Annotated in this window: 13 protein-coding genes, 1 pseudogene and 1 riboswitch; of the genes and pseudogenes, 2 read left to right on the forward strand and 12 right to left on the reverse strand. The window is 72.9% G+C overall.

Features of this window, described 5'->3' with window-relative positions; genetic code table 11:
• Positions 1–29 precede the first annotated feature (29 nt).
• Positions 30–800, reverse strand: a complete 771-nt coding sequence (locus AB0F38_RS07645; protein ID WP_361888224.1) for an adenosylcobinamide amidohydrolase — start codon at positions 798–800, stop codon at positions 30–32.
• 194 nt (positions 801–994) lie between these two features.
• On the opposite strand from AB0F38_RS07645, the gene AB0F38_RS07650 reads away from it, so the two are divergent.
• Complete coding sequence (locus AB0F38_RS07650) at positions 995–2,002, forward strand: PRC and DUF2382 domain-containing protein (RefSeq protein WP_361888228.1); 1,008 nt, start codon at positions 995–997, stop codon at positions 2,000–2,002.
• A gap of 99 nt (positions 2,003–2,101) precedes the next feature.
• Here AB0F38_RS07650 and AB0F38_RS07655 read toward each other — a convergent pair whose 3' ends face one another.
• The 11 genes and pseudogenes from AB0F38_RS07655 to AB0F38_RS07705 all read right to left on the reverse strand — a co-directional run bounded on the left by AB0F38_RS07655 (position 2,102) and on the right by AB0F38_RS07705 (position 12,861).
• Positions 2,102–2,902, reverse strand: a complete 801-nt coding sequence (locus tag AB0F38_RS07655; protein ID WP_361888231.1) for an ABC transporter ATP-binding protein — start codon at positions 2,900–2,902, stop codon at positions 2,102–2,104.
• Complete coding sequence (locus AB0F38_RS07660; RefSeq protein ID WP_361888234.1) at positions 2,899–3,936, reverse strand: iron chelate uptake ABC transporter family permease subunit; 1,038 nt, start codon at positions 3,934–3,936, stop codon at positions 2,899–2,901. The genes AB0F38_RS07655 and AB0F38_RS07660 overlap by 4 nt, the downstream gene beginning before the upstream one ends.
• Positions 3,937–3,986: 50 nt before the next feature.
• Positions 3,987–4,994, reverse strand: coding sequence for an ABC transporter substrate-binding protein (locus AB0F38_RS07665; RefSeq protein ID WP_361888237.1), 1,008 nt, complete (start codon positions 4,992–4,994; stop codon positions 3,987–3,989).
• A 94-nt stretch (positions 4,995–5,088) separates the two neighbouring features.
• A riboswitch (cobalamin riboswitch) is annotated at positions 5,089–5,276 on the reverse strand.
• A 131-nt stretch (positions 5,277–5,407) separates the two neighbouring features.
• Complete coding sequence (locus AB0F38_RS07670) at positions 5,408–5,599, reverse strand: hypothetical protein (protein WP_361888239.1); 192 nt, start codon at positions 5,597–5,599, stop codon at positions 5,408–5,410.
• Positions 5,596–7,440 carry an acyl-CoA dehydrogenase gene (locus tag AB0F38_RS07675; RefSeq protein ID WP_361888242.1) on the reverse strand — a complete coding sequence of 615 codons (1,845 nt, stop codon included), beginning with the start codon at positions 7,438–7,440 and terminating at the stop codon, positions 5,596–5,598. The genes AB0F38_RS07670 and AB0F38_RS07675 overlap by 4 nt, the downstream gene beginning before the upstream one ends.
• A gap of 405 nt (positions 7,441–7,845) precedes the next feature.
• A complete protein-coding gene (locus AB0F38_RS07680) occupies positions 7,846–8,124 on the reverse strand; it encodes a type B 50S ribosomal protein L31 (RefSeq protein ID WP_361888246.1) in 279 nt (92 codons plus the stop codon).
• A gap of 191 nt (positions 8,125–8,315) precedes the next feature.
• Positions 8,316–9,175 (reverse strand): annotated as a pseudogene (locus AB0F38_RS07685) (ABC transporter substrate-binding protein).
• A 7-nt stretch (positions 9,176–9,182) separates the two neighbouring features.
• Positions 9,183–9,875: a GNAT family N-acetyltransferase gene (locus tag AB0F38_RS07690; RefSeq protein ID WP_361888249.1), complete on the reverse strand. Its 693-nt coding sequence runs from the start codon at positions 9,873–9,875 to the stop codon at positions 9,183–9,185.
• A gap of 47 nt (positions 9,876–9,922) precedes the next feature.
• Positions 9,923–10,819, reverse strand: a complete 897-nt coding sequence (locus AB0F38_RS07695) for a YihY/virulence factor BrkB family protein (protein ID WP_361888252.1) — start codon at positions 10,817–10,819, stop codon at positions 9,923–9,925.
• A gap of 121 nt (positions 10,820–10,940) precedes the next feature.
• Positions 10,941–11,258 (reverse strand): cupin, encoded by a 318-nt coding sequence (locus tag AB0F38_RS07700; RefSeq protein ID WP_361888255.1) that lies wholly within the window; start codon positions 11,256–11,258, stop codon positions 10,941–10,943.
• A 418-nt stretch (positions 11,259–11,676) separates the two neighbouring features.
• Positions 11,677–12,861 (reverse strand): S8 family peptidase, encoded by a 1,185-nt coding sequence (locus AB0F38_RS07705; protein WP_361888257.1) that lies wholly within the window; start codon positions 12,859–12,861, stop codon positions 11,677–11,679.
• Between the two features lie 352 nt (positions 12,862–13,213).
• Here AB0F38_RS07705 and AB0F38_RS07710 point away from each other — a divergent pair, with 352 nt between their 5' ends.
• On the forward strand, positions 13,214–16,411 hold the full coding sequence (locus tag AB0F38_RS07710; protein ID WP_361888260.1) for an alpha-L-rhamnosidase: 3,198 nt from the start codon (positions 13,214–13,216) through the stop codon (positions 16,409–16,411).
• Positions 16,412–16,530 lie beyond the last annotated feature (119 nt).

The following is a 16,530-nucleotide window of genomic DNA, read 5'->3' on the forward strand; positions in this document are numbered from 1 at the left end:
CGCCCCGACGCCAGGTGGCGGGACGGGCCTCAAGACTGCCGCAGCGCACTGTCGAGAGCGGCGCGGTGCACGGCCCTGGCGAGTCGCGCTCCCCAGACGGAGCGCGGGCCGGCGAACGGCTCACCCGTCTCCGTTCCCGGGTCGGGTGCGGCGATGCAGACCGCGTCCGTGGGGGTGCCGGAGCAGTCGAGTCCGGCCTCCACGAGTGCCTGGACCTTCGCCTCGGTGGCGGTGGCGACCGCGTTGACCAGGGCCGCGTCGGAGAGGGCCACGGGAAGGGTGACGACGATGTTGACGGTGCCCGGGGGCAGAGGTCCGTCGGTGCCCGGGGAGGGCACGGCCGCCCATCCGCGTACTCCGAGACCGCTGGTGACGGTGGCGGTCACGCCGCCGTCGTCGGAGACGGTCCGCTCGGTGACGTCCGCGGCCGTCATCAGGCCGGCGCCGGGGCCGGAGAGACCCTCGGCTGCGGCGATCCCGGCGAGGTGGCGGTCGGGGTCGAGCCGGGCGTAACCGCCCTGGACCTGCGCGTTGAGGATCCAGGCGCGCTGCCCGATCCCGCCGCCGAGGACGGCGCTGCTGCACACCCGCCAGCCGGGGCCCAGCCGCCACACCAGGTGGTGGAGGCCTCTGCCGTCCTCCTGCCGGGCCAGCAGCTCGCCGCGCTGTCCGGGCAGGCGGATGCGTGCGGAACCGATGGTGCACCCCCGTTGGCAGGCCGGCCGACGGCCGGCGACGGCGCGTCGATCATACGTGCGTGGCGGGTCGGCGTCCCGGCACACCCATGAGGGTGACCTCACCCGAATGGCGTAATGCGTCGCGAGGGCCGATACGGGCGTTGTGCTGGGCCACCGCTCACCCCGGGCGCCCTGGTCCGTCCACCGCCCGGGCCGGGAGGTTGCAGCGTCCAACCGGGTGAGGCGCGATGGAAGCCGGACGCGCCTCCCCTGATGGACACACCCACAGGACGCGCCCGGGCGAGGAGGAATCGGCCATGGGAGCCGCTGACGGTTTCACGGATTCCGGAGAACTCGACGGTCTGACCGTCTACGACAGCGACGGCGAGAAGGTCGGCAGTGTAGGGCGGGTGTACGTCGACGACGACACCGGCAAGCCCGACTGGATCACGGTCAAGACCGGCATGTTCGGCATGAAGGAGAGTTTCGTACCCCTTGCCGGAGCCCGTCGTGTGGGCTCCGACCTGCACGTCTCGCACACGAAGGACCGCGTCAAGGAAGCCCCACGGGTGGACGCCGACGCGCACCTGTCGGTAGCCGAGGAGGAAGAGCTCTACCGGCACTACGGCCTGACCAGGAAGACCCCGGGCACCACGGGCGCGGGCGGCGACGCACGCACCACGTCCGGGACCGGGACGGCAGCCATGGGCGCCGCCGGGGCAGGAGCGGGAGCCGGAGCCGCGGCGGGCACGGCCCGCACCTCCGGGACGGGCAAGGCGACGACGGCCGGTACGCCGGGCGCCGCGGCCACCAAGGGCGCCGGCATGGGCAGGCACCGCGACACGGAGACGTCCTCCACGTCGCGTCCGCTCGCCGGGGCAGGGGCGGAGCGGTCCGCGGCGGGCGCCGCAGGCCGCGAGGAGATGGTCCGCTCCGAGGAGCAGCTCCTCGTCGGTACGGAGGAGTACGAGAGCGGTAGGGCGCACCTGCACAAGTACGTCGTGACCGAGCACGTCACCCGGACCGTGCCCGTGTCCCACGAGGAGGTGCGCGTGGTGCGCGAACCTCTGCGGCCGGACGAGAAGTCGACCGGTACGACGAACATCGGTGAACAGGATGTCGAGGTCACCCTGCACGCCGAGCGCGCCACCGTCCGCAAGGAGGCTGTCCCGGTGGAACGGGTCCGTCTCGAAACCAACAGGGTCACCGAGCAGAAGGAAGTCTCCGCCGAGCTCCGTAAGGAGAAGATCGACTACGCGGACGGCAAGGACATGGGCAGCGGCAAGGACATGGGCGGCGAGTACGGCCAGGGTCGCCGCCGCTGACCCCCTCACCCAGCGGCGACATGCCTCGCGGCAGTAGCGAGGGGCGGACCCGGACGGCTTACGGGCCCGCCCTTTCGCGTTCGCCCACGTGCCCGGGACTCATCCGACGCCGGGGACACGGACGGCCGCGCCCGGGAGGAAGCGCACCGAGGGCCGTCCGTCCGGCCCGTCCGGCGTCACCACGGCCCGTACCCGGTAGACCTCCGCGATGAGTTCCTCGGTGATCACCTCCGAGGGCGTTCCGGCGGCCACCGCGCGGCCTTCCCGCATGACCGTGACCCGGTCGCAGAACATGGCCGCCATGTTGAGGTCGTGCAGCGCGATCACCGCGGTGACGGGCAGCGCGGCGACCAGGGACAGCAGCTCCAGCTGGTGCTGGATGTCCAGATGGTTCGTCGGCTCGTCCAGCAGGAGTTCGCGCGGCCGCTGGGCGAGGGCGCGGGCGATCTGGACGCGCTGGCGCTCGCCCCCGGACAGGGTGTGCCAGGACTGCCCGGCCCGGTCGGCCAGTCCGGTGCGCTCCAGCGCCTCGCGCACGGCGGCCTCGTCCTCGGGACCGGGTGCGGACCAGGCCCGCCGGTGGGGGATGCGGCCGAGACGTATGACGTCCAGCACGCTCAGTTCGACCTGGGTGACGGCGTGCTGGTCGACCACGGCCACGCGCCGGGCGACCGTGCGGCGGCCGGTGTCCGCGAGTGTGCGGCCGTCGAGGGTGACGACGCCCGCGCCCGGGGTGAGGACCCCGGCCATCACCCGCAGCAGGGTGGACTTGCCCGAGCCGTTCGGACCGAGGAGCCCGACCGTGGCACCGGGCGGCGGCGCGATGCTCACGCCGTCGAGGACGATCCGCCCGCCCGCCTCCCGGGTCACCCGCTCGGCCCGCAGACCGGTGTCCGTCATGTGCTCCTCCGCGTGCGGTACAGGACCAGGACGAAGGCGGGCACCCCGATCAGGGCGGTGAACACGCCGACCGGCACCTCCTGCGGGTCGAGAACGGTCCGGGCCAGGGTGTCGACCCAGACCAGGAACACCGCCCCGGCCAGCATGGTGACCGGGAGCAGCCGCCGGTGTCCCGAGCCGGTCAGCGCACGGGCGGCGTGCGGCAGGACGAGGCCGACGAAACCGATGGCGCCGGCCGAGCTGACGAGCGCCGCGGTCAGCAGCGCGGTCGTGCAGAGCAGCACGATCCGGGTGCGGGCGACATGGATGCCGAGGGCCGCCGCCGCGTCCTGGCCGAACGCGAACGCGTCGAGCGTACGGGCGTGTCCGAGGCAGATCAGCAGCGTCACGGCGAGCACCGCGGAGCACATCCACACATCGGTCCAGCCGACCCCGCTCAGGGAGCCCAGCAGCCAGAACAGCACGCCCCTGGTCTGTTCGGCGTCGGCGGCGGTCATCACGACGAAGGAGGTGAGCGCGGAGAACAGCTGCATGGCCGCGACGCCGGACAGGACGACCCGGTCGGTCGATCCGCCGAGCGTGTGGCTGAGCAGCAGCACGAGGGCGAACGAGCACAGCGCACCGACGAAGGCCCCGGTGGAGATCGACACCGCTCCCCCGCCGACCCCGAGGACGACGACCACGACCGCCCCGGTGGACGCCCCGGAGGACACTCCGAGGACGAACGGGTCGGCGAGCGGGTTGCGCAGCAGGGACTGCATCACGGTGCCGCACACCGCGAGTCCCGCCCCGCACACCGCGGCGAGCAGGGTGCGGGGCATACGCAGGTTCCAGATGATGCCGTCCCGGATCGGGGTGAGCCGGGTGTCGCCCAGGCCGAGGTGGGAGGCCACCGCGGACCAGACGTCGGGGACGGAGATGCGGGCGGGCCCGATCGTGACGGCGACCGCGACGGACAGGAGCAGGAGGGCGACGCCTCCGCTCCACAGGAGGCCGTCACGCAGGACGCGCGCACCGGCCGCGGGCGTCCTCACCGGGCCTGCGTCCACGGCCGGTTCGGTGACGGCCGCTCCGCGCGTGACCGTCACCCCGCGAGCCCGAACGAGCGCAGCCCTGCGGCGACGCGCTCCACGCCCTCGACGGTGCGGATGGTCGGGTTCATCGCCTGGCCGCTGAGGAGGACGTAGCGCTTGTGCCGGACCGCGTCCATGTTCTTCGTGGCGGGGTTGGTCTCCAGGAACTCGATCTTCTTCCCGGCGCTCTCGGCGGTCTGCGACCTGCGGGTCAGGTCACCGATGACGAGGACGTCGGGGTTGCGGTCGGCGACGGTCTCCCAGTTGATCTGAGGCCATTCCTCGTGGGTGTCGTCGAAGACGTTCTTCGCACCGACTTCCTCGGTGATGATGCCGGGCGCTCCGCAGCAGCCGGCCAGGTAGGGGGCCTCGGCGTTCGCGAACCAGTAGAGCAGGGTGGTGTCGGAGGCGTCGATGTCCGCGGTCGCCGTACCGATCCGCTTCCGGAGATCGGCGACGAGCGCGTCGCCCCGCTCCTGTACGCCGAACACCTGCGCCAGGTCGTGGACTTCGGCGTACACACTGTCCATGGTCAGGGATTTCGTGCGGGAGCCGTCGCCGCTGCCGGTGTTGTCCTTGGCCGTGCAGTCGGTGGGCGAGAGATAGGTCGGCACACCGAGCTTCTCGAACTGCTCGCGGGGCGCGACCCCGCCCTTGCCGAGCGTCGATTCGAACGAGGCGCTGACGAAGTCGGGTTCCTTGTCGAGGACCTTCTCCGACGAGGGCCGGTTCTCCGCGATGCGGGGTACCGCGGCGTCGGCCTTCTCCAGGCCCTTCATCACCGGGTCGGTCCAGGTCGCGGTACCCACGAGCCGGTCGGCGAGGCCCAGGGCGAACAGGATCTCCGTCGATCCCTGGTTCAGGGACACCGCGCGGCGCGGCGCGGCCTCGACCGTCACCGTGCGTCCGCAGTTCTCCAGCGTCACCGGGTATCCGGCGCCGCCGTCCTTCGCGGCCCCGCCGGAGGGGCTTCCGCTGCCGCCGCAGGCGCTCAGCAGGACAAGTCCCGCGGTGAGCATGGCGGTTCGGTGTACGGCACTGGGTATGGACGGCACGAGTTCCCTCTGCGTCTCTGGGCTCTTGCGCGAAGCCCGGTACGGAGTACCGCTCCCGGTACGGGAACGGGGTGCCAGCAGGTCTTCGGACTCGGGTTCGTCCGGACGGGACGCCTTCCCGGAGCACCCGAGGGTGTCCCAGTGGCCGTGGCCCCGCCCGTCCCCCTCACCGCTGCGCGTCAGCTCCGGATTCTCACCGGATTCCCTGACTCCACGTGGAGTGCGACTGGCGTCTGCAAGCTATCACGCGGCGGCACGGCCGCCTGCGTAGCGGTGGCCGGTGCGCAGGGGGGCGCCGGTGCTCCGGGAGGCGTGCGCGCACGTACGCTGCCGCACACCCCTCGCGCCTCCCCGCACACCGGCCGCCCGTCATGCCGTCAGGGCGTGCGGCGAACCGATTCGCCGCAGACGGCACGGGGTTTCGCACGGCCGCGGGCGAGCAGGGAGGACGTGCCCCAGTACGCCAGCAGCACGGCCCGCAGGCCGAGGATCTCCATCGTCTCGCGCACCCCCCGGCGGCCCGGGGCTGCGGTGCCGGCCCGCCGGCGAGCTGCCTGTGCGGCGCTCATGCCGGGCCCGCCGCCCCGGCGTGCCAGGGCCCCTCGGGGTCGTCGTACGCGTCGGCGTAGCCGGGTCCCGCGATCGGCCAGTCGGCGAGCAGCTCGGCGGGCAGCGCGAAGGAGTCGGCCAGTTCGCGGGCGTGCGCGGCGACGGCCGTGATGAGTTCCTCGGTGGCTCCCGGCAGCTCGTCGACCTGATCGGCGCTCAGGAGACCGGCGGCCAGCAGGTCGCCGCTGTTGCGGGCCACCCATTCGAGGGCGAACAGCCGCTCCAGCTCCGCCAGCCGCTCCCGGGCCGCCCCTCCGGGCAGCGCGGCCCGGGCCTGTGCGAAGGCCTCGGCTGCCTGCCGGTAGGCGTGGGCCTCGACTCCGCGCAGCGCGGGCCCGGAACCCGCGTTCCACCGGGCGAGCCTGTCGTCGTGGGATGCCGACAGCACCCGCTCCCTGGCCCGGCTGAACCAGATGTCCTCGACGGCCGCGAGGAGCCTGCCGAGGAAGTGTGGATCGGCCAGTTGACCGGGGGTGCGGTCGAGCGGGGTGTCCCCACCGCCGGGGCCGGCCGCGAGGAGCAGATCAGCGGCAGCCCTGCTGTACAGCGCGACGTTGTCGCCCTCCGCGGTGATGGCCCCTTCCACGCCGGTGACCAGTTCGGTCATGCCGTTGTTCTCCAGCAGGGCCTGTGCGCCGCAGCGTTCACGGCACTGGACGATGACGGCGCGTGCCCGCCAGGTGATCCATGCCTTCGCCACCGCGACGAGCCGCTCCGCCTCCGCCCGGTCCTCCTCGGTGCAGACCTCCCACCGGTCCAGCGCACGGCGGTGCAGCAGGCTCATGGCGAACACCGTCGCCATGGCCGAGGCGAGCGGCCCGTGATGGGTCCGGTGGGCGTTGACGGGGACCGCGCGGGTGCCCCTGGCACCGGAGATCATCCGGTGCCCGCCGTAGCGGACGGCGACCGCGAGTGTGGCCCGGGCGGAGCCGGCCGCGCAGGCGCTCATGGAGATCCGGCCGGGGACGACCCGGCCGATGGAGGTCAGGAAGCGGCGCCGGCGGCAGGCCCGCGTACTGTGGAAGTCCCCCTCCCCGCCGCCTCCCTCCTCCGCTCCCAGCAACGCGTCCCGCCCCACGAACAGTTGCTCGAACGAGGTCAGGCAGTGGTCCACGGGACTGCCCATCCTGGCGGGAAGGCGCCGTACGCGTACGCCGGGAAGAGCCCGTACGTCGTCGGTGAGCCGCACGAGGAAGAGACGGATCCCGTGGTCCTCACCGTCGGCCAGCAGACGTGCGGCGACCAGTCCGGACTTCGGCCCGCCCGCCGGGCTGGTGTTGGGCATGAATTTCTGCGCACCCGCGTTCGGGGTGTGCAGCACGAAGCCGTCGCGTGCGCGGTCGTACGTCGCGGTGGTCTCCATGGACGCCGCGTCGTTGCCGTGCGCCACCTCCGTACAGAGGAAGGTGCCGATGCGGCGCATCGCCAGGTGGTCCGACAGATCGCGGCTGCCGACGGCGTCGTGGTCCAGGAGGCTGCCGAGGAAGAGGTTGTAGTGAATGCCCGCCACGGTGGTGAGCGCGGGGTCCACCGGTCCGAGCCATTCGTGCAGGGCGGCGAGCGCGCGAGGGTCGGCGGCGAGGCGTGCTCCGCTGTCGAGGGAGCGGTTGAGGATGCGCAGCCGTTCGTAGGCGAGGTCAAGGCGTTCCTCGGGGGTTCCGCCGGCAGGGCGGCGGAACGGTTCTGTACTGATGAGCCGCTGCCAGAAGCCGTGCTCGCGGCGGTGGCCCGCACCGAGGAGGACGCCGGTCAGCAGATCGACGGTGGACGGTGGGACGGTGTCGGTAAGGGTCACGGTCATGCAGATCCAAACGACCGGGGCGGGGGCGAGGACACTCACCGCTCGGGCGCAAGTGTGCTGGTCAGACCGTCGCGGGTTCCTCCTTGCCGGGAGGGAGGGCGTCAGCCCGTGCGACGGTGACGGCGGCGGACGCCTGCGCACGGCCCCGTCGTCACCCAGGGTCACTGCACGCGGGGAGCTGAGGCGTGCGTGGGCCCGCTCTCCGAGCGGTCCGTGCGGGGTCAGGGTGTGCGGCGCGCCGGACGTGCACGCGCCCCTGCCCGCCGTGACGAGTGCCGCGCCCCCGCGTCGGGGAGCAGCGCGCACGCCCCTTACGCGGCCCAGGGCACCGGACGCACCGCCGCCGCCCCCGCCTCCCGCGCGGGCGCGCGTGCCGGGGGAAGGGGCCCGGGCGGCCGGGAGGAGTCAGGGGGTGCCCCTGCCCCCTTCCTCCTTGCCTCCTTCGTCCCCGTACCGCCGCTCGAATTTCGCGACCTGGCCCTCGGTGTCGACCACCCGCGCCTTGCCCGTGAAGAACGGGTGGCTCTCGGCGGAGATCTCCACGTCGATGACGGGGTAGCGGGCGCCGTCGTCCCAGTCGATGGTCTGTTCGCTCGACGCCGTGGACCGGGTCAGAAAGGCGTAGCCGGCGGAACGGTCGCGGAAGACCACGGGGCGGTACGACGGGTGCTTGTCCTGCTGCATTCCTGCTCCTGCCCTTGGGGGTACGGGGATCGCGTGTCCCTCCGTCCGGGCCAGCCTCGCGAAGGGTGGTGGCGGGCGCGATCCGGCGCGTCCGTACGGAGCAGCGCTCCCGCCCTCGGCGGCGACGAGCAGCTGAGGCGAACGGTCCGGCGGCGGGGTGCCGACCGCCGCCCGCGCGGCCGGAGGCCGCGTCAGCCGCCTGCCACCGCCTCCACCGCGTCCGCCACGAGCCCGAGGAAACGCGCACGGGCCTGCGGGCTGCACACGGGTTCCGGGTCCCACGGCACGATCCGGGCCCCCCGCGCCACCGCCGACCGGGCGGGGGCGTCGGTCTCGACGAGCGGCGTCGCGTGGGACCGGATGTCCGTGAGGACGATGTGCGGCCGGAGCTCCGCCGCCTGTGTCCAGCCCGTGGTGGACCAGTTGACCCCCGGGCCCTCGGCCGGGGACACCCGGCACCCGCAGCTCGGGCCACATCGCGGGGCGTGCGACATGCGCCTGCTCCCGCCCCGCCGGCGACAGCGCCACCACCCGGGGGCCGCCGGGCGCGGCACCCGCCGCGGCACGGAGCCGGTCCCGCGCGGCCCCCAGGTCCTGCGCCGCGGCCGGGACCGGTGCACCACCGAGCGAGCGCGCCAGCTCGGCGAACCGCTCGGCCACCCGATCCAGGGTGCGCGCCTGGCCCACGTCGATCACGACGACCGGAACCCGCTCCTCCAGGTGCTTGGCGGTGTCGGGGTCGAGCCCGTAGACCTGGCCGTGTCCGTAACTGACGGCCACCACCAGGTCCGGACGGCCGCGTAAGAGGGTCTCCACGTCCAGGCCGCCGCCCGCACCCCGGTGGTCCACGGCGTCCAGTGCGAGCGTGCCGGTCTTCGCGGGGTCGGGCGTCGGCCCGTCATGGCCGGAGCCGAAGATCCCCTCCGGGTGTATACCGTGGCCCCAGCGTCGCCCCGACCTGTACGTAGGGGAGAACCCGCGACGGGCGGCTGTCCGCCGAAGTAGGCCGCCCCCGGTCGTCCGTGAACCTCCATGCGCTCTGTCCCCTCACGGCTCGCTCACCCCGTCGGGCCTGCGCCTCGGCCCTGCCTCGAGGTCGCATCCCGCTGTCCGCCCACCCCATGGCCGCCACACCCGTCCGTGGAGCGCCCCAGGAAGGTCAGCGGCCCCGGATCGGGAACCGCGATCTCGTGGAACCCGAGGCGGTCGTAGAACGCCCTGGCCGGGGTGTTCGCCGTGAGCATGGACAGATGGACGGCCGGGACCCCTCGGGTGTGGAGCGCGTCCAGGAAGGTTCCCATCAGCTCCCTTCCGTACCCCTTGCGCTGCCAGGGCGGCAACAGGTCGATGTGCAGGTGCGCCGGATGCCCGTCCAGCTGGGGAAGGATCATGCGCTCGGGGTGATGGAGGAGAGCGGTCATGTCCTCGGTGCGCGTGCGTGGCGGCCCGCCGGGCTCGGGAAAGCGTTCCGTCACCTTCGGGAGCCAGACCTCGCGGAACGCGTCCACGAACCGCCGCGTGTCCGCCGTCCCCAGGACGTAGCCGACCGCCTGCCCCGTCCCGTCGTCCAGGACGAACGTCAGCTCGGGTTCGAGATGGGCGTAGGGCTCGGCGAAGAGAGCCGGCATCAGCCCGGGGTCGGGATAGAGGTGCCGGGAGTCGCCGCCGTTGTCCGCCGTGCGGACACAGATGTCGGCGAGGGCCTCGCGGTCACCCTGACGGTAGGAACGTACGTGTGCGGCCTGGGTCATCAGCCCATCCTCCCCAACTGGGAGCGCTCCCACAAGGGTCCGGCCCCTCAGCCGCCGGCCTCCTTCGTGCGGGTCAGCTCGACGTTGAACTGGGCGCCCGTCAGCAGTGCCAGATTGGTGAACCAGATCCAGATCAGGAAGACGACCAGACCTGCCAGCGAGCCGTACAGCCGGCTGTAGCTGCCGATGTGGGTGGCGTACAGCGCGAATCCGGCCGAGGCGAACAGCCACAGGAACGCCGCGAGCACCCCGCCGGGCAGCCCGCGCCGCACGCCCCGGGCGGTGCGCGGGCCGGTGCTGAAGAGGACGAGGATCAGACAGGCGACCAGGAAGAGCAGTACGGGCCACTTGAGGCCCGCCCAGACGGTCGCCCCGGCCTGCGTCAGGCCGGTCCGTTCCCCGAACCAGCGCGCCAGCGGGCCGGTCAGGACGAGGGCGAAGGCACTGGCCATCAGCAGGACGAGCAGTCCGATCGCGGACGCCACGATGATGTGCGCCTGGCGCAGCGGGGGCCTGGTGTCCTTCACCCGGTGCATGGCGTGCAGTGCTCTGCGGAAGACCGCCAGATAACTGGAGGCGGACCACACGGCGCTCACGCTCCCGGTGGCCACGAGCAGCCAGACGGCGGTGCGCTCGTGGGTGGCCGCTTCCAGCGGCTGGCGCAGCGCGGCTCCGGACTCGGCGGGCGCGAAGGCCGTGATGTCGGCGATCAGCGTGTTGGTGGCGGCGGGGTTCGCGAGGCCGATGACGGACACGGTGACCAGGAGCGCGGGGAGCAGCGCGAGGATGGCGTAGTACGTGAGGGCTGCCGCCCAGTCGGAGAGGTCGTCGTTCCAGAGCGAGACCGGCGTCCGGCGCAGGGCGTCCCGCCAGTTCGGCGTGGCGGCCTGCCCGGGCGCGGCAGGCGTGCTTTCCGCGGTAGGGGCGTCGGTCCTGCTGGGCACGCTGGTACTCCGGGGGACGAAGGAAGGGTCGGCGGGCCGGGCGTCGTCGCGGGACGGCCCGGCCGCCCCCTTTCTCTCATGCCTCGTTCCCGCGGGTGTATGCGGGTGGTCCCGGGTGGTCTCAGTCGTTGACCGCGGTCAGCAGCACCACGGCGTCCTCCAGGGCCAGCAGCCCGTGCCGCCCCTGGTCGATCGGGTGCAGCACGCCCGCCATGAGCTCCACGTCCCCGGAGGCGGCGGTGAGCCGGACCGAGCCCCGCAGCACTTGGAGCGATGCCGCGGGCGGCGCGTTGTGCTCGTCGAGGGCGGATCCCGAGGTGAGTGCGATCACCGTCTGGCGCAGCGGCTCCTGCCGCAGCAGCAGGTGCGCGCTGCGTCCGTGCGCGTTGGCGCGGGCCGCGGTCAGGTGCTCGTCGGCGAGAGCGTTGAGATCGTCCATAGGACCACTGTGCCGCAGCCGCCGCTCCCCCGCTCCCCCGGTGTCCGCCCCAGGGCCCCGGGCGGCGGCGTCGGTTCCGCAGCCGGGCCCGCGGTGTCGCCGGTTCGGGTCGGCCGTCGCGTACGTGAATCGACGTGCCGGCGGGTGGGGTGGCTCACGGAAGTCCGTTCGGACGTAACCCGGAATCCCGGTCGCGACGCGGCGGCGGCACGGCAGGGAGGGCTGCGCCCACGGCCTGACCGGAAGGGGGCGTGACGAGAATCAGGGCGACGAAAGGAGACCGCGAGCGACGCAAGCCGTTCGCGGCGACGCAGGGGTCGCGGAAAGCCCTGTTCCACGGCACGGCACGGGGCCCGCGGACGCGGACCCCGCTCCCTGAAGCGGCGGGGAGTGCCTGACCCCTCTGCGCAGGGTGTGGTCAGAGCTCCCCGGTGTGCAGGAGCAGGTCGGGCGAGCCCGTACCCAGGTTCGCCAGCACATCGGTGGTCGCCTCGGCGTCGAGCCAGTCGGCGGCCTCCCGCGGCGTCGCGTCGGGGTTCTGCTCCTTGAAGAGGGCGACGACCCCGGCCACGTGCGGGCCGGCCATGGACGTACCGCTGAGCGTCGAGGATCCGCCGCCGAGTCCGGCCGAGACGATGTCCACCCCGGGGGCGTACAACCACACGCAGGAGCCCCAGTTGCTGAACGTGGCCTGCCGGTCCCGGTCGTCACTGGCGCCCACGGCCACGACGCCGGCGGCGCCCGCCGGGGAGACGTCGCAGGCGTCCTGGTTCTCGTTGCCCGCGGCGACGACCGGTAGCGTGCCCTGGTCCGCGAGCGCGTCGAACGCGTCGTCGACGGCCGACGAGGAGGGGCCGCCGAGGGAGGCGTTGACCACGGCGGGCTGCTCGGCGTTCCGGGCGATCCAGTCGAGGCCGGCGATGACCCCGGCCCAGGTGCCCGAGCCCTCGCAGTCGAGGACCCGCACCGGGACGAGCGAGGCGGAGCGCGCGACGCCGTACGTCGCGCCGGCCACCGTGCCGGCCACGTGCGTGCCGTGGCCGTTGCAGTCCTCGCCGTCGCGGCCGTCGCCGATGACGTCGTAGCCGGCGCCGACCCGGCCGCCGAACTCACTGTGCGCGGACTCGATGCCGGTGTCCAGGATGTACGCGCTCACGCCCTGGCCCGTCCCGGCCACGTCGTACGCGCCGTCCAGCGGGAGCGTCCGCTGGTCGATCCGGTCCAGCCCCCAGCTCTCCGCCACCGCACGGGTCTTCGGCGCCGCCTCGACGGCGGGCGGGGCGACGGACGCCTCGCTGTTCTCCTCGACGGCCTGGACGCCTGCGGCGCCGCGCACCTTGTCCAGCTGGGCCGGGGTGAGCGAGGCGGCGAAGCCGTGCAGGACCTTGCTGTAGGTGAACAGGGGCGTGACCCCGACCTGCTCGGCCATGGCGTTCGGCGTCTGCCCGGACGAGAGGGTGACGATGTACTGACCGGGCACGGCCCGGGATGACTTCTGCACCGGCACGAGAGTGCCGCCGGTGTCGGCCGTGGCCGGAGTGGTGCCGATCAGGGGGACGATCAGCAGTAGAGCGGCTGGTGCCCAGCGGGCGCGCAGGCCCATGCGTTCTCCCTAGGTGCGGAGGAGCCGATCGCGAACCCAGGACAGGTCCGCGAGGTGCGAACACCTGACCTTTCGTCCACATCCGGGGCGGGCCTTGAGCCACGTCAGCCGGACAGCGCAATGATCGGTGCCGGGGCAGGCCCATTCGGCCGATCGCATGAAAGGTTTCAACACACCACCGTCGGCGAACATAGTCCCGCCCCGGCAGTGACGTCAATGCCGCACACAGCAAGCTTGCAACAGCGAGCCGGGAAAGATCACGATCGCGAGGTAACCCTTGACAGGGACTGGTCATAACTCTAGCGTCACAGGACTGAAACGATTCATCCATGCGTCGTTACGGAGCCGAGTTGTGATCAGCAGAAGACGACTGCTCAGCACCACCGCCGCCACCGCCGCCCTCGCCGCGGTGTCCGCGTCCGCCGCCCACGCCGCCGGACCGGCCCCGGCGGCCACCGGCCGGGCCCGCGTCACCGAGCCGACCGTGGAGTACGTGCGCCGTCCGCTCGGCCTGGACACCCCGCGGCCGAGACTGAGCTGGCCCATGACCTCGGACCTCGCGGACCGTCGCCAGGCCGCCTATCAGCTGCGGGTCGCCACTTCCCCGGACCGTCTCGGGGAACCCGACGTCTGGGACAGCGGCAAGGTCGTGTCCGAACAGTCGGTGCTCGTCCCGTACGCGGGCCCGGAGCCCGCCTCCCGCACGCGCTACCACTGGTCGGTGCGCGTATGGGACTCCGACGGCCGGGCGTCCGCCTGGAGCGAGCCCTCCTGGTGGGAGACCGGGCTTCTGGCCGGCTCCGACTGGTCGGCCGGGTGGATCGGCGCACCCGCCGCGCTCACCGGTGCGCCCGCGCTGGACGACGCCTCCTGGATCTGGTTCCCCGAGGGCGATCCGGCCGCGAGCGCGCCCGCGGCCACCCGGTGGTTCCGGGGCCGGGTGGACGTACCGGCGGGAGTCACCCGTGCCCGTCTGGTCATGACGGCGGACGACGGCTTCACCGCCCATGTGAACGGTGTGGAGGTGGCGCACACCGAGGCGGACGGCCCCGCCCAGAACTGGCAGCGGCCCGTCCTCACGGACGTCACGGCCCAGCTTTCCCCCGGTGTCCAGGTGATCTCCGTGGTGGCCACCAACGCGCTCGTCGGACCGGCCGGGCTGCTCGGCGTACTGGAGCTGACGACGGCGGACGGGGCGGTCACCCTCGTCACCGGCGACGGCTGGCGGTCCACCGACCGCGAGCCGGCGGGGGACTGGCACTCCGGCGCCTACGACGACAGCGCCTGGTCCGCCGCGAAGGTCCTCGCCCCGTGGGGTTCCGGTCCCTGGGGCGAGGTACGGGTGGCCCACTCCCCCGCCACCCAGCTGCGCCGGGAGTTCCGGCTGGGCCGCAAGCGGGTGGCGCGGGCCAGGCTGTACTCGACGGCGCTCGGCCTGTACGAGGTGTTCCTCAACGGCGAGCGTGTGGGTGAGGACCGGCTCGCCCCCGGCTGGACCGACTACCACAAGCGCGTCCAGTACCAGACCTACGATGTGACCGGGCTGCTCGCACCGGGCGGCAACGCACTCGGGGTCACGCTCGCGACGGGCTGGTACGCCGGGAACATCGCCTGGTTCGGCCCGCACCGGTACGGCGATCAGCCCGCTGTCCTGGCCCAGCTGGAGATCACTTTCGCCGACGGCTCGACCGAACGGGTGGTGTCCGGGGCGGACTGGCGCGCCGCGACCGGCCCCGTCACCGGTGCGGACCTCATGGCGGGCGAGGCGTACGACGCCCGGCTGGAGACCGAGGGCTGGACACGGGCCGGCTTCGACGCCTCAGGGTGGCTCGCGGCCGACCCGGTGGACGGCGTCACGGCGGCGCTCGTCGCCGAAGTGGACGGAGCGTGCCGTGTCGAGCGTGAGCTGACGGCCCGTGAGGTGACCGAACCGAAGCCGGGTGTGTTCGTGTTCGACCTCGGCCAGAACATGGTGGGCACTCCCCGGCTCACCGTCTCGGGACCGGCCGGTACGACGGTGCGGCTGCGGCACGCGGAGGTCCTGAACCCGGACGGCACCCTCTACACGGCCAATCTGCGCACCGCTCGCGCGACGGACACGTACACGCTCAGGGGCGGCGGTCAGGAGACGTACGAGCCCCGGTTCACGTTCCACGGCTTCCGCTACGTCGAGGTGACGGGCTATCCCGGTACGCCCGGCCGTGACGCGGTCGTGGGCCGGGTGATCCACACCTCGGCGCCGTTCACCATGGACTTCACGACCGACGTGCCCATGCTCAACCAGCTCCACAGCAACATCACCTGGGGTCAGCGCGGCAACTTCCTCTCCATCCCGACCGATACCCCCGCACGTGACGAGCGCCTGGGCTGGACCGGTGACATCAACGTCTTCGCACCCACCGCCGCCTACACGATGGAGTCGGCACGCTTCCTCACCAAGTGGCTCCAGGACCTGCGTGACGGCCAGGTCGCCGACGGTGCCTTCCCGAACGTCGCCCCGGACCTCCCGGGTGTCGGCAGCGGCGCGTCGGGCTGGGGCGACGCCGGGGTGACCGTGCCCTGGGCCCTGTACCAGGCGTACGGCGACGAGCGGGTGCTGGAGCAGTCCTGGTCCTCGATGCTGAAGTGGCTGACGTACCTGGAGGAACACAGCAACGGGCTCCTGCGGCCTGCCGACGGCTACGGCGACTGGCTCAACATCGAGGACCAGACGCCCAAGGACGTCATCGGCACGGCGTACTTCGCCCACAGCGCCGATCTCGTCGCGCGCACCGCCGAGGCGCTCGGCAAGGATCCGGCGCCCTACCGTTCGCTGTTCGGCCGGGTGCGCGACGCGTTCCGGGCGGCCTATGTGACGGCGGGCGGCCGCGTCAGGGGCGACACCCAGACGGCCTATGTGCTGGCCCTGTCCATGGATCTGCTGGCGGAGGGCGACCGCGGCCCGGCGGCCGACCGGCTGGTCGCGCTCATCGAGGCGAAGGACTGGCACCTGTCGACGGGGTTCCTCGGCACCCCGCGGCTGCTGCCCGTGCTGACCGACACGGGGCACACGGATGTCGCGTACCGGCTGCTGACGCGGCGGACCTTCCCGAGCTGGGGCTACCAGATCGACCGGGGCGCCACCACGATGTGGGAGCGCTGGGACTCCATCCGGCCGGACGGCAGCTTCCAGGACGCCGGGATGAACTCCTTCAACCACTACGCGTACGGCTCGGTGGGCGAGTGGATGTACGCGAACATCGCGGGCATCGCCCCGGGGAGCCCCGGCTTCCGGAAGGTCGTGGTGCGGCCTCGTCCGGGAGGCGGGGTGACGCAGGCCGAGGGCCGGTTCGACTCCCGGTACGGACCGGTCACCACGCGCTGGAAGAAGGACACGGAGGGCTTCGCGCTCCGGGTCGTGCTGCCCCCGAACACGACCGCCGAGGTGTGGGTCCCGGGCGGCGACGGGCGAAGTGCCGTCGCCGGGTCGGCGCGGTTCCTGCAGACGGACGAAGGGTGTGCGGTGTTCACCGCGGGATCGGGCACCCACCGCTTCACCGCATCGGCCTGAGAACCTTCACCCGTACGCGGTGCGCCCTGCGGGACGTCTCCGTCCCGCAGGGCGCACGCGGCGGATCGCGTGGGGAGTCCTCCCGCGGGGGCGGGCTCCGTGGGGGGACTCCCCGGTTC

It is taken from the genome of Streptomyces sp. NPDC025273 (genome assembly GCF_040638585.1).
GTDB lineage: Bacteria > Actinomycetota > Actinomycetes > Streptomycetales > Streptomycetaceae > Streptomyces > Streptomyces cinereorectus.